General features: G+C 46.4%; 10 protein-coding genes. All 10 read right to left on the bottom strand.

The annotated features are described in order from the left end of the window. The 10 genes from pknB to HFM85_RS00425 all read right to left on the bottom strand — a co-directional run bounded on the left by pknB (position 1) and on the right by HFM85_RS00425 (position 13,291). Positions 1–2,235, bottom strand: a complete 2,235-nt coding sequence (pknB, locus tag HFM85_RS00470; protein WP_173736787.1) for a Stk1 family PASTA domain-containing Ser/Thr kinase — start codon at positions 2,233–2,235, stop codon at positions 1–3. Then, positions 2,229–2,975, bottom strand: a complete 747-nt coding sequence (locus HFM85_RS00465) for a Stp1/IreP family PP2C-type Ser/Thr phosphatase (protein WP_173736786.1) — start codon at positions 2,973–2,975, stop codon at positions 2,229–2,231. The genes pknB and HFM85_RS00465 overlap by 7 nt, the downstream gene beginning before the upstream one ends. A 1-nt stretch (position 2,976) precedes the next feature. Continuing rightward, positions 2,977–4,017 (bottom strand): 23S rRNA (adenine(2503)-C(2))-methyltransferase RlmN, encoded by a 1,041-nt coding sequence (gene rlmN, locus HFM85_RS00460; RefSeq protein ID WP_173736785.1) that lies wholly within the window; start codon positions 4,015–4,017, stop codon positions 2,977–2,979. Positions 4,018–4,023: 6 nt separating this feature from the next. After that, positions 4,024–5,376, bottom strand: coding sequence for a 16S rRNA (cytosine(967)-C(5))-methyltransferase RsmB (gene rsmB / locus HFM85_RS00455; protein WP_173736925.1), 1,353 nt, complete (start codon positions 5,374–5,376; stop codon positions 4,024–4,026). Then, positions 5,372–6,079, bottom strand: coding sequence for a zinc metallopeptidase (locus HFM85_RS00450; protein ID WP_173736784.1), 708 nt, complete (start codon positions 6,077–6,079; stop codon positions 5,372–5,374). Before HFM85_RS00450 ends, rsmB begins: the two co-directional genes overlap by 5 nt. 6 nt (positions 6,080–6,085) lie before the next feature. After that, on the bottom strand, positions 6,086–7,030 hold the full coding sequence (gene fmt, locus HFM85_RS00445; protein ID WP_173736783.1) for a methionyl-tRNA formyltransferase: 945 nt from the start codon (positions 7,028–7,030) through the stop codon (positions 6,086–6,088). 12 nt (positions 7,031–7,042) lie between these two features. Then, positions 7,043–7,522: a peptide deformylase gene (gene def / locus HFM85_RS00440; protein WP_173736782.1), complete on the bottom strand. Its 480-nt coding sequence runs from the start codon at positions 7,520–7,522 to the stop codon at positions 7,043–7,045. 55 nt (positions 7,523–7,577) lie between these two features. Then, positions 7,578–9,797 carry a replication restart helicase PriA gene (gene priA, locus HFM85_RS00435; protein ID WP_173736781.1) on the bottom strand — a complete coding sequence of 740 codons (2,220 nt, stop codon included), beginning with the start codon at positions 9,795–9,797 and terminating at the stop codon, positions 7,578–7,580. 4 nt (positions 9,798–9,801) lie between these two features. Next, on the bottom strand, positions 9,802–11,268 hold the full coding sequence (locus HFM85_RS00430; RefSeq protein ID WP_173736780.1) for a UDP-N-acetylmuramoyl-L-alanyl-D-glutamate--2,6-diaminopimelate ligase: 1,467 nt from the start codon (positions 11,266–11,268) through the stop codon (positions 9,802–9,804). A 118-nt stretch (positions 11,269–11,386) separates the two neighbouring features. Then, on the bottom strand, positions 11,387–13,291 hold the full coding sequence (locus tag HFM85_RS00425; RefSeq protein ID WP_173736779.1) for a COG1470 family protein: 1,905 nt from the start codon (positions 13,289–13,291) through the stop codon (positions 11,387–11,389). Positions 13,292–13,553: the final 262 nt, after the last annotated feature.

Genomic DNA, 13,553 nt, shown 5'->3' with positions numbered 1-13,553 from the left:
TCACTCAGCTTTCTTGAAAGTGACTGTGTAGGTTCCAAGCTGCTGATAATCTCCGTTTACCTGCTCATAGAGATAAATGGTACCGCTTGTCACACCCTCAGCACCGGAAATATCCAGCTGGTACGGGAAGCTTACATTCTGACCGTTAATGATAGTAGACGCTTTCGGCTCTCCATTTACATCCTGGATCAGTTCCAGACGGATTGCTCCTCCGTTATATCCAGACGGAGTATCCAGAGTCTGTGTACATTTCCAGCCGGTATTAGCATTATCTGCAGTGCTTGTTGTGCTGTCTGCGGATACTGTACTGTCTGTAGCAGCAGTACTATCTGATGCTGTACTCTCTGAAGATGCTGTACTGTCTGCTGCGGATGCACTGTCTGCAGATGCTGTACTGTCTGCTGCCGGTGCCTTATCTCCGGAGCTGATCGTAATATAGACCGGCTGATCCGGATCTGCTGCTGTATAAGCTTCCGGATCCTGTGCAATAACAGTACCTGCTGCTTCTGTACTCTGCTGCTCTGTGATCTGAATATCAATAAATTTACCTAAAGTGGTAAGTGCATCATCCTTGGTCATTCCAACAACACTTGGAACTTCCGCATTATCACCATAATCAACACCTCTGCTGACTGTCAGTGTTACAGAAGAACCGCCCTGTACAGAAGTACCTGCTGCCGGCTCAACATTATATACATATCCAGGATCTACAAGTGCATATCCATTATCATCTGTATCGCTGTATTCTTTCTGAACAGTTACCTGAAGACCAAGATCTTCCAGTGTCTGCTGCGCATCAATACCTGTGCGTCCGTCCAGATCCGGAATTGTAACCTGTGCTGTTCCTGTACTTACCCAGTATTTCACAGTTGTATTCTCTGCAACCTGTGTTCCTGCAGCTGTCTCCTGACGTGAGATCTTGCCTTTCTCCTGATCGGACGCTTCCTCCCCGGCCATCTGTACGCCAAGATGTGCGTCATTTGCAAGAGTCTTAGCCTCTTCCTCAGTCTTTCCTACAAGATTCGGAACTATTGCCATTGTTGTGCCGGAAGTATCTTCTGTCTGTTCTTTCTGCGTATCATTTGTCTTACCGCCAGTTCCGAAAAGACCAGCTGCACGTCCAAGTACGACCACCAGAACGATCAGAAGCACTGCTCCTCCGATGAGAGCTGCAATCGTCAGTGCTCTTCCGGAACCGTGTTTCTTTTTCTTTTCGGATTTATGACTGGATTTCGGCTGATAATCATCCTCTGCATCATCGTAATCGTTATCATCGTATTGCTCTTTCTCAAGAGCTTCGATCTCCTGCTTGAGACTCTGCTTCGGTGTGTTCTTGATCTCACCAAGCTCTTCCTCTGAGATCACAACTGTCTTGGCATCATTGTCCACAGTAGCAAGCTTTACAAAATCTCCCTGCGGATCGATCAGTGAATGTTTCAGATCTGCGATCACATCTTCCATCCGGCTGTATCTGCGGTCAACACTCTTCTGTGTACATTTCAGGATGATCTGCTCCAGGCTGTACGGAAGATCCGGTGTGTAAACACTTGGCGGAACCATTTCTTCCTGCAGATGCTTGATGGCAATAGCAACTGTTGTATCCCCGTCAAAAGGAACTCTTCCTGTAACCATCTCATACAAAGTGATTCCAAGAGAATAGATGTCACTCTTCTCATCGCTGTATCCGCCTCTTACCTGCTCAGGTGAACTGTAATGAACAGATCCCATAACATTGGAGCTGATCGTATTGGAGGAAGCAGCTCTTGCGATTCCGAAATCCGTGACCTTTACCTTACCATCTGTTGAAATGATAATGTTCTGAGGCTTCACATCTCTGTGAACGATCCCGTGGCTGTGTGCTGCTTCCAGTCCCATTGACACCTGAATGGCAATACTTGTTGCTTCTTTAATAGAAAGCTTGCCTTTCTTGGAGATATACTCCTTCAGGGTGATTCCCTCGATCAGTTCCATTACAATGTAATAAACACCACCATCATCACCTACATCAAAAACATTGACAATATTCGGATGTGTCAGCCCGGCTGCTGCCTGAGCCTCACTTCTGAATTTCCTGATAAATGTGGTATCTTCCCGAAACTCCGGTTTCAGGACTTTCACTGCCACAAAGCGGTTGAGCTTATGATCCATAGCCTTATAGACATCTGCCATTCCGCCAGTTCCGATTTTTCCTACAATCTCATAGCGTTCGGCTATGATCATTCCCGTCTTCAACATGTTTTCACCTCATTCGTGAATGGTTCTACCAGTACGATTGCAATATTATCCTTACCACCATTCTGATTTGCTTCCCGAAGGAGCGCATTGCCCTTCTGATCAATATCTGCTTCCGGATCGGATATGATCTCCTGAATTTTGGAATCTTCCACCATATTGCTCAGACCATCCGAACACATCAGGATCGTACAGTCTTTCTCAAGCTTCAGATCAAAGAAATCAACATCCACCGTTTTCTCTGCGCCAAGTGCCCTTGTAATAATATTCTTATCCGGATGATTACGTGCTTCCTCCTCACTGATCTCACCCATTCTGACCATCTCCTGAACCAGAGAATGATCTTTGGTAATCTGTCGGATTTCATCACTGATCACATACAAGCGGCTGTCGCCAACATTGGCAATATAGGCATACTGATCTACAATAGTCGCTACCACCATAGTGGTTCCCATGCCCCGGAGATTTGCATCTTCCTGCGCACGGTTTCTGATCTCCGTATTGGCAGCTTCAATGGCATGACGAATGACCTTCACCGGATTGTAATCCGCGTCTTCACGGATTTCATCCACAAGGATCCGTACTGCATGTGAGGATGCATAGTCACCGGCGTTATGGCCTCCCATTCCGTCTGCGACTGTGAAAAGGTTAGGCAGATTTCCTACCGGACCTTCGGACACAAATACGTAGTCCTGATTCATCTTCCGCTTCTGCCCTACATCAGTAGCTGAGTATATCCTCATGTCACTTCTCGCTTTCTGTTTTTTCCATGTAACTTTTTCTTAGCTGTCCACAGGCACCGTCAATGTCGCTGCCCATTTCCCTTCTAATAGTAACATTAATTCCGTATTTTTCAAGTTTTATTTTAAAATTCTCAACAGCCTGTCGAGTAGAACGGACATAGGACCGTTCCTTAATAGGATTTACAGGAATCAGATTTACATGGCAGTTGATCCCCCGGATGCGTCCTGCAAGCTGTTTTGCATCTGCCTCGCCGTCATTTACCCCGGCCACAAGACTGTACTCAAATGTAATACGTCGTCCTGTCTTGTCAAAGTAATTCCGGCAGGCATCTAAGACCTCATCCATGGAGTATTTATTCGCTATAGGCATCAGTTCCCGGCGTTTCTCATCATTTGGTGCATGAAGAGAAAGTGCCAGTGTGATCTGAAGTTTCTCCTCTGCAAGATCATACATCTTAGGTACGATGCCACAGGTAGAAACCGTTATATTACGCTGGCTGATGCCAAGCCCGTTCTCATCTGTCAGGATCTTTATGAAACGGATCAGATTATCATAATTATCCATCGGCTCACCGGTTCCCATCACAACTACATTGGCAACGCGCTCACCGGTATCTGCCTGTATCCTGTAAATCTGATCCAACATCTCAGACGGTTTCAGGCATCTGGTAAGCCCTCCGATGGTGGAGGCACAGAACCGGCAGCCCATACGGCAGCCAACCTGTGAGGAAATGCACACCGAATTTCCATGATGATATCTCATAAGAACACTCTCGATCACATTTCCATCTTCCAGCTGAAACAGATACTTTCTTGTTTCGTCAATTTTCGATATCCTTACATCAGCCTGGATCAGAGCTGTGATCGGATAAACCGAAAGCTTTTCCCGAAGGCTTTTGGAAAGATTCGTCATTTCATCCCAGGAGGTAACAAGCTGCTGGTGCAGCCATGCGTAGATCTGTTTTGCCCGGAAAGGCTTCTCACCGATCTCAGTCATCAGATTTTTCAGTTCCTCCAGTGTCATGGATTTTATATCTGTCATTTTGTGTTATTTCCTTCTGAATCTGGCAATGAAGAATCCATCCGTCTTATGTATTCCCGGAAGGAGCTGCAGATAACCAAGTTTGGTTGACTTGCAGTGAAGCTCCTCCGGAAGATACGGATCCAGGCTTTCCAGCCTGTACGGGTAATTCTTCAGAAACCATAATACGTTTTCTTCGTTCTCTTCTCTTGCGATGGTACATGTGCTAAAAATCAGTGTTCCATCCGGCTTCACATACTTCGCAGCCTTGTCCAGAATCTTTCTCTGAAGCATAACAATCTCTTCCTGTTTCTGCGGAGTTGCCCTGTATTTGATCTCAGGCTTCTTTCCGATTACGCCGTATCCCGAGCATGGGACATCTGCGATCACAATATCTGCCTTCTCTTCAGAATCCGGATCATAAATGGTAGCATCCTGCACTTTTGCTTCCACATTGATCACACCTGTTCTCTGGATATTTTCCTCAATAAGATCAGCCTTGTACTGGCTTACATCCCTGGCATCCACATTACCATAATCGCCCATCTTATCTGCCACATGGATACTCTTTCCGCCAGGTGCTGCGCACATATCGATAATGTAGTCACCTTTTTTCGGACTGGCAGCCTCTGCCACCATCATGGAACTTACATCCTGCACCAGTATCTGTCCCTGGAGAAAAACATCCAGCGTCAGAATATGATTGTAATCTGAAATCTTCAGTGCATATGGCAGATATGGAGCCTGCTCCACAGTAACTCCCTGTGATCTGAGACTTGTAACAATGGCTTTTTTTGATGCCCTGTGCGTACGGCACCGCACTGTAAGCGGTCTCTCTGTAAGAAAATCTTCCAGGATCTTTTCCGTGGTCTTCACTCCATAGGCATCAATCCATTTATTCACCAGATATTCCGGCATGGAATATTTCACGGAAAGATACCGTACCTCATTCTCTTCTCTGGAAGGAAGCTCCAGATTCTTTAACTCCCTGGCGATCGTGCGGAGAACACCATTTACAAAAGGCTTCAGGTTGTAGAAGCCTTTCCGCTGGGCAAGCTTCACAGCCTCATTGCACACTGCACTGTCCGGAACACTGTCCATAAATTTCAGCTGATAAACACCGCTTCGGAGGATCTCCCTGATCTGCGGTTTCATTTTATTTACGGAAACCTTGGAAAAAGAATCGATCACATAATCAATATAAATCCGATATTCCAGAGTTCCCTCACACACTCTCGTAATAAAGCTTCTCTCCTGTTTCGGAAGAAACTGGTATTTGGAAAGAGCATTGCGGATCGCGATGTGGCTGTGCTCTCCTTCCTCCTCGATTTGTAACAGGATCTCAAGGATCAGTTCTCTTGTATTCACTCCGCTGCTAATCACGGTCTCTACCTCCTGCAAGGATAATCAGTCTCAGAAGCTGAAGAATGGATGATGCAAGAGCTGCCACATATGTAAGTGCAGCTGCTGTCAGCACCTTTCTTGCTCCTTTTTTCTCGTCAGTGCCTAAAATACCGGTAGTCTCCAGCATTGTAAGTGCTCTGGAGGAGGCATTGATCTCAACCGGAAGAGTTACCAGCTGGAAAAGTACTGCAAGTGAAAACAATGCAATTCCAAGCGTAACCAGCGGATGAATGGAAAAGATCAGTCCGGCGATAAACAGCGGCCAGGAAAGCTGTGAGCCGATATTCGCAGCCGGCACGATCGCAGAACGGATATTCAAAGGTGCATAATTGGTTGCATCCTGGATCGCATGTCCGCACTCATGTGCTGCCACGCCAACTGCTGCCAGAGAGTTTCTTCCATAAATATCCTCAGAAAGCGAAACTGTTTTCGTCCGTGGATCATAATGGTCTGTCAGGCTTCCTCTTATCGGAACAACCTGTACATCTGTGATCCCTGCTGCCCGGAGAATCCGCTGTGCTGCCTCCGCACCGGTAATCCCGGAATGATTCCTCACTTTCTTATATACTGCAAAAGTACTCTTAAGTTTTGCAGATGCGGCAAGGGAAAGAATCATTCCGATTACAAGCAGGAGCACTGTAGGGTCCATCCCATATCCATAATAACCATATCCGTACATTATTCATCACTCCCTGGAATCTGAAAACATGTCTCCTGGTTTCAACTGACATCCGCGCAGAAAAGCATCTGCTTCCATACGTTTCTTGCCTTCCAGCTGTACTTCGTGAAGTACCAGTACATCCTGTCCGCAGGCTACGTGGATACCATCTTTATCTGTGCTCACAACGGTACCCGGTATCTCTTTAACCTCTGCCTGCTCAACGGAACTCCTCCATACTTTAAGAGTTTTTCCATTGATAAAGGTAAATGCACTTGGCCATGGATTTAAACCACGCACAAGACGTTCCAGTTCCCGAGCACTTTTTGAAAAATCCAGAAGTCCCATTTTCTTTGAGATCATAGCTGCATATGGTGTCGGACTCTCCTCCGGCTGTTTCTCATATACAGCTGTTCCGTCAAAAATAGTCGGCAGCGTCTGAATCAGAAGCTCTGCTCCTGCCTCTGCCAGCTTGTCAAAAAGACTTCCACCTGTCTCATCTTTCGCAAGCGGCACCACGATCCTGGAGATCATATCTCCGGTATCCAGGCCGGTTCCCATCTGCATGAGGGTAACGCCGGATTCTTTTTCCCCGTCAATAACTGCCTGCTGGATCGGTGCTGCTCCGCGGTATTTCGGAAGTAAGGATGCGTGGATATTGATACATCCGAATTTCGGCATCTCCAGAATACTCTTCGGTATGATCTGTCCAAAAGCTGCTACAATAATGATATCCGGTGCAATTTTTGCAAGTTTTTCCACAAATTCCGGATCACGCACCTTCACAGGCTGCAGGACCGGAATGTCATGTTTCAGTGCTTCTTCTTTTACAGGGGTAAACATCATGGTTTTGCCTCTGCCCTTAGGCTTATCCGGCTGTGTGATCACAGCCTCAACCTCATATCCGTTCTTTACCAGTGCAGCAAGAGGTGCAACTGCAAAGTCCGGAGTTCCCATATAAACAATTTTCATATTATCCCGCCTTTAGTCTTCTTCGTCGTAGTCGTAAGTTACCTTGTGAAGTTCTCCCTCTACAAGTTCTGTGTACATTTTCCCATCGAGATGGTCAATCTCATGGCAGAATGCTCTGGCAAGAAGCTCCTCGCCTTCGTAGATCACTTCTTCCATGTTTACGTCAAGTGCTTTTACTTTCACATAGTTCGGACGCGTTACCTGTCCTGCCATTCCCGGAACACTTAAGCATCCCTCATCACCTGTCTGCTCACCACTTGTCTCTAGGATCTCCGGATTGATAAGAACGATCGGGCCTTCTCCCACATCGATCACAACGATACGTTTCAGGATTCCTACCTGCGGTGCTGCCAGACCTACACCCATTGCATCATACATGGTATCCAGCATGTCTGTGATCAGCTCACTGATCTTTGGTGTCATTTCCTCTACAGGACGGGATTTTTTGGTCAGTACAGGATCTCCCTCTACTCTGATTGTTCTAAGTGCCATTTTTTCTTCTCCTTTTCATTTCAGATGATAAGCTTCTGCCGGCTGTCCTGCCTTATCAGCTCATATCAAATTGTATGTATATTTTCCGGAAACCGGAATTTATCTCTATATACTGCTCAAGCTTCTCTCTTACTGCCGTGAGAAAAGCCATGTCCACGTTTTTCAGATGGAGCACCTGGCGGTATACATCCTTCACTTTTCCCACAGATGCTGCTGCAGGACCGATCATGTGAAGTTCCTCTTTCGGACTTACCCTGCAGATAAAAGCTTCTATATAATACATGGCTTTTTTCAGAAGTTCTTCATCCTGGCAGGCGCCAAAAATCGTCATTATATGTGCTGCGGGCGGATAATCCATAAGCAACCGGTAGCCCATTTCTTCTTTATAAAATTCAGCGTAATCCTGGGTAGCTGCTGCCCTGATACTGTAGTGTTCAGGCTGATAAGTCTGTATCACCGCATGCCCTGGCTTCACTCCGCGGCCTGCACGCCCTACGGCCTGGGTAAGAAGCTGAAATGTCCGCTCTCCGCAGTGATAATCATCCATATTCAGGGAAAGATCCGCTGCGATCACACCAACCAGCGTCACATCCGGAAAATCATGACCCTTGACGATCATCTGGGTTCCCACCAGAATATCTGCTTCATGCCTGGAAAAAGCTGCCAGGATCTTCTCATAGCTGTCCTTTGTCCTTGTGGTATCAAAATCCATCCGAAGGACTCTTGCCTCCGGAAAATCCTTCTCAAGAACCTTCTCGATCTGCTGAGTTCCTGCCTTAAATCCTCCGATGTGAGGGGATCCGCAGGAAGGACAGACCTGTGGCTTCACCGTCTCATAGCCGCAGTAATGGCAGATCAGGCGGCGGCCATTATGCTCACTTAAAGACACATCACAATGCGGACATTTCATCACATGGCCGCAGGCACGGCAGGAAACAAATCCCGCATACCCTCTTCTGTTGAGAAAAAGCATGGCCTGCTCTTTCTTTCGGAGAGTTTCACTTAAAGAAGCTTTCAGTTCCATACTCAGAACAGAACGGTTTCCTTTCTTTAATTCTTCCCTCAAATCCACGATTGATACCTGCGGAAGAGGTCTTTCTTCATAACGGGCATTCAATTTCACCAGAAGATACTCCCCGCTTTCTGCACGGCTGTAAGCAGAAAGTGATGGTGTAGCTGATCCCATCACCACATTCGCATGCTCCATCCGGGCCCTCTGGATGGCGGTTTCCCTTGCATGGTACCGCGGTGTATTCTCACTTTTGTAGGTAGACTCATGTTCCTCATCAATAACGATCAGTCCCAGATTGGAAAATGGTGTAAAAAGTGCAGATCTTGGCCCTACCATCACCTGCACTTCACCACGTTTCGCTCTTTTAAACTGATCGTAACGCTCTCCCTGGGAAAGTCTGGAATTTAAGACTGACACCTTATCTCCGAACATGGCATAAAATCGCCGCACAGTCTGATAGGTGAGGGCAATCTCCGGGATCAGGACAATAGCCTGTTTTCCCTCCTGTATCACCTGCTGGATCAGCCGCATGTACACCTGAGTCTTGCCACTTCCCGTAACTCCGAAAAGAAGTACCGGCCTCGGTTCCTGTTCCTTCCATTCCCTGAATATCTGCTTAACTGCCACATTCTGTTCCGCATTCAGACATAATTCACAGTCTTCTTTTACAAGATCAGCCTGATTCGGAATCCTGTACATTTCCTGATTCTCTAAGCGGATCATACCTTTTTTTTCAAAAAAATCAAGAACCGATGCACCTGCGCCAAGTTCCTTCGAGGCATAAGTATATTCCAGTCTTCCGGCTTCCAGTATCGCCCGGAGGAAACGTTCTCTTGCCCTGAACCGGCTGCCGGAGAGTTCTTCCAGTAGCTCTTCCGCAGCCTGTCTTTCTCCGCAGAAAAAAATCAGCCGCTTTTCTTTTGCACGTATCTTGTCCTTTACAGGAAGAACGGTTTTAAGAGCCTGGATCATGGTTGAACCATAAGTCTCCTTCATCCAGGCAGCCAGGGCGATGAGACGTGATTCTGTTGTCTCATCATCTGTAGACACGCTCTGGATCATCTTAATCCTGGAAGTATCATATTTGGCTTTTTCTGTGACTCCGATCACATAACCTTTCCGAAGCGTGTTGCCCTTCCCAAACGGAACGGTGACAACAACGCCCGGCTTTATCTCCTGTTCCAGTTCATCCGGGATCCGGTACTGAAAATCCCGGTCAACTTTCTCATGAGAAATATCAATGATCACATCTGCATAGGTCATGCGTTTACGCTTTCCTGTCTTCTTCCAGAATTTCCTGAATCAGCACACGCTCATCCATCGGATATTTTTTGCCCTTGATCTCCTGATAATCTTCGTGTCCTTTTCCTGCGAGGACAATGATATCTCCCGGCTCACCATGATGGATAGCATAGGCGATCGCCTCTTTACGATCCGGGATCTCCACAAATTTACCATCTGTCTTGGCCATTCCCACTTTAATATCGTCAATAATAGCCTGCGGTTCTTCATCTCTCGGATTATCAGAAGTAATGATGGTAAGGTCTGCCATTCTTCCGGAAACCTCGCCCATTTCATAACGACGGAGTTTGGAACGGTTTCCTCCGCAGCCGAACAGGCATACCAGTCTGTGAGGATTATATTCTTTCAATGTGCCAAGAAGGCTCTCAAGTGCCATTGCATTGTGGGCATAATCGATCATCAGAGTAAACTCATCAGATACCTTGATCATCTCGATACGCCCTTTGACCCTGGCTACCTTGAGAGCTTTGACGATGTTCTCCTCAGATACCCTGAAATGACGGCAGATTGCAATAGCTGTCAGGGAATTGTAGATACTGAACTTACCTGGAATGTCGATCTCTACTGGGAAGTCGAGAAGGCCTTTTACATGGTAGGAAATTCCCAGATATCCCTTTCTTCCTACAAGTTTCGCATCCTCAGCGCAAAGATCTGCTTTTTCGGAAAAGCCGTATGTTTCAAGCTCGCAGGTATGTCCTTCGATGATCTTCTCAAAATGCTCATCATCTCTGTTCACGATGCCCACCTTACATTGTTTGAGAAGCATGGATTTACAGTGAAGATAATCATCAAAATCCTTATGCTCATTCGGTCCGATATGGTCTGGCTCGATATTGGTAAAAATACCGAAATCAAAGATAAATCCCTGTGTTCTGTGAAGCATCAGTCCCTGTGAAGATACCTCCATAACAACAGCATCGCAGCCTGCTTCTACCATATCATGAAAATATTTCTGCACCATGTAGGATTCCGGTGTTGTGTTAGCTGCCGGAATATGTTTCTCACCGATGATCGCCTCGATAGTTCCGATCAGGCCAACCTTATATCCTGCATTCTCAAGAATGGATTTCACCATGTATGTTGTGGTTGTTTTTCCCTTGGTTCCGGTGATTCCGATGGTTTTCAGCTTTCGGGCCGGATGTCCGAACCATGCAGCGGAAATAAATGCCATTGCATAACGTGTGTCCTCTACCTGGATCACAGTCACATCAGCAGGAGCTTCTACCGGTTCCTCCACGATAAGGGTTTTGGCTCCTTTGGCAATTACATCCGGTACGAATTTATGGCCGTCCACCACAGCACCTCTGATGCAGATAAAAAGGCTTCCTTCTTCCACCTTGCGGGAATCATATACAACAGAGGTTACCTCCTGCTCTGTATTCCCCTGAAGGCATTTGTATTCAAGATGTTCCAATAAGGATAAAAGTTTCATTTCTTCTCCTCCATTTCCCCCTTTTTCTGCCTGTTTCTGTGACAGCGGAAAGCGGGAAGACATGCTGGTTTTTGATTTATATACATACCATATAGAATAGCACACCTCCCCCCTGTTTTCAACGTTTCTTTCCCCGGAAATGGCTTGTCCATGGCATATCCCGATACTTTCTGTGAAGCCAGAATCCGCCAAGTATGGTAATTCCTGCTGCAAGTAACAACAGGGTAAAAAACTCTGTCCTCGTATTATCGCCGGTCTTTGGATGAGAAGACACACTTCTGGCCTGGGATTCATTCTGAACTGCTGCATGGTTTTGTTCTTCTGAATATCTTTCCAGTTGTGACTGTTCCTGCTGCTCTGTTGGTGCTGCTGTTACAGCCCCTCCTTCTACTGTGATCTGCGCAGATGCTTCAACAACCCGCTCTCCTGTTTCCTGGCTTGTGACTGTTACCTGATTCAGAAGCTTCTGATTCACAGATTTCTCCGGGATCTTTACAACTGCCTGGAGGAAAACTGCTTCTCCCGGAGCGATCTGCGGAATCAGAGCTTTCGTTTTTGTGCGGTTCAATGTAATACCTTCCTGCTCCACAAACTGAGCCTGGATTCCTTCTGCCTGAAAACGCTCGGTTCCTACAACTGAATGAAGTGTTTTTTCTCCTGTGTTGACAATGCAGATCTGATAAGTTACCATTTCTCCAGGTTCCGCTTTTTCTTTATCTGCTGTTTTCTTTACCGTAAAATCAGCTTTCAGTGCCTGTAGTTCATCTGTAACCGATACAGTTCTTGTAATGGCTGCATCCGGTTTTTCTTTTATGGTGGCAGTTGCTTCTATTTTATGCTCCAGAGGTTTCTCCTGCTCATTTTCCAGCGGAGCCAGAACGTACAGAGCTCTGCTTTCACCAGCCTTTAATGTAAAGATCTCTGCCTTGTCCCCTTCTGTCCGGAAATTTCCAGAATTTGAACCCTCCTTGTTCTCCCACCGCTGAATAATCTTCGGACAGGAAAACGTACTGGTAAGATGAACATCTGTAAGATCCAGTTTTCCTGTATTAGTCAGGTCGATCCTGTATCGGATAGTCTTTCCGGCTTTCATTTCTTTCGTTTCGGAGGCCACCGCCACATTCATATCTGCCTGAGCAGCTTCCACATCCAGCGATGGTGAAATTCCTTCTGCCAGTATCTGTGTCTCCTCATTTTCTTCCATAAGAAGAAAGGTTCCAGCACCGTTTCGGTCTTTTTTCAGAGGTTCATCCTGAACAAGGCTGTAACCGGATGCCTCTGCCGGATAACGGTATTCTTCCCGCAAAGTCAGTGGAATGCGCAGAGAAAGAGCTTCTTCCGGCATATTTTCCGTGTCTATCTTATATTCCAGTTTCATGATCTCTGTATTTTTTCCCTTTTGATTCTTTATGGTAATTGGTGTAACAGATATATCTCCCGGAAGCTCCGAGATTTCCGCAAAAAAATATTCTGAGATGTATGTGACAAGTGTCAGTTTCTTCTGCGCCGCCTCCGGAGCTGGAATTTCTTCTGAAACTGCAGTATCTTCCGGGGCTATGGCAGGGATTCCTCCTTCTGATGGTTCTGCATACTCTGTTTTTTCTACAGCTTCTCCGCCGGCCGCTTCTCCCTCCTGTGGGCTCGCACCCGTTTCCTCCTGCTCTTCATTCTCCTGCTGTACTGTTTCCCCGGATGCCAGCTCCTCCACGTACTCATATTCTTCCTCCCTTTCCTGATCCTGATCGGTACGTTCCTCGTCTTCCTGCTCCTTGTCAGTACTCTCCATATCTTTCATGGCTTCTCTCTGCTCCAGCCAGCCTCTGAGTCGTTCCACCCGAATCTGTAGTTCTGCTTTTCCATTCTCTCTGTCTGTCCAGCTTCCAATCTGACCAATTGAAATATTTACATCTGTCAGATCTGCACTTTTTACAGTTTCCGGCTGGAATCCTGCACCTAATACAGCCCCTGCAGCGGCAGCGGCGATCCCGATTCTTCGTATCTGTCTCCATATTCTGTTTTTCATCGAAATTCTCCCATCTCTGTTTCACAGCATGATATCTGCGGATTGCTCCGATTTATACAGTTTTCACAATCCTCATATCATTTTTACACATAGTTTCCATATCACAGCTTACTTTTCCACAGACAAAGGCATCCCTCCCTGAAAAATCGGTGCATAACCGCCGGTGATTCTGTTAATTTCTAAATACAGTGAATTTTTGCATCGAACTGATGCGTGAATGTTTCCCGCAGAACGCGGAAATAAGACCTCTTTAATGTAACAC

The organism is Blautia schinkii, assembly GCF_013304825.1.
Lineage (GTDB): Bacteria > Bacillota > Clostridia > Lachnospirales > Lachnospiraceae > Blautia_A > Blautia_A schinkii_B.
The sequence above is the reverse complement of the archived record's forward strand: the minus strand, read 5'-3'. Positions and strand labels throughout refer to the sequence as shown.

Excerpts from the sequence above, each read along its gene's own strand:
- pknB (WP_173736787.1), bottom strand. The coding sequence starts at position 2,235 with ATGTTGAAGACGGGAATGATCATAGCCGAACGCTATGAGATTGTAGGA.
- HFM85_RS00465 (WP_173736786.1), bottom strand. The coding sequence starts at position 2,975 with ATGAGGATATACTCAGCTACTGATGTAGGGCAGAAGCGGAAGATGAAT.
- rlmN (WP_173736785.1), bottom strand. The coding sequence starts at position 4,017 with ATGACAGATATAAAATCCATGACACTGGAGGAACTGAAAAATCTGATG.
- HFM85_RS00450 (WP_173736784.1), bottom strand. The coding sequence starts at position 6,079 with ATGTACGGATATGGTTATTATGGATATGGGATGGACCCTACAGTGCTC.
- fmt (WP_173736783.1), bottom strand. The coding sequence starts at position 7,030 with ATGAAAATTGTTTATATGGGAACTCCGGACTTTGCAGTTGCACCTCTT.
- def (WP_173736782.1), bottom strand. The coding sequence starts at position 7,522 with ATGGCACTTAGAACAATCAGAGTAGAGGGAGATCCTGTACTGACCAAA.
- priA (WP_173736781.1), bottom strand. The coding sequence starts at position 9,797 with ATGACCTATGCAGATGTGATCATTGATATTTCTCATGAGAAAGTTGAC.
- HFM85_RS00430 (WP_173736780.1), bottom strand. The coding sequence starts at position 11,268 with ATGAAACTTTTATCCTTATTGGAACATCTTGAATACAAATGCCTTCAG.
- HFM85_RS00425 (WP_173736779.1), bottom strand. The coding sequence starts at position 13,291 with ATGAAAAACAGAATATGGAGACAGATACGAAGAATCGGGATCGCCGCT.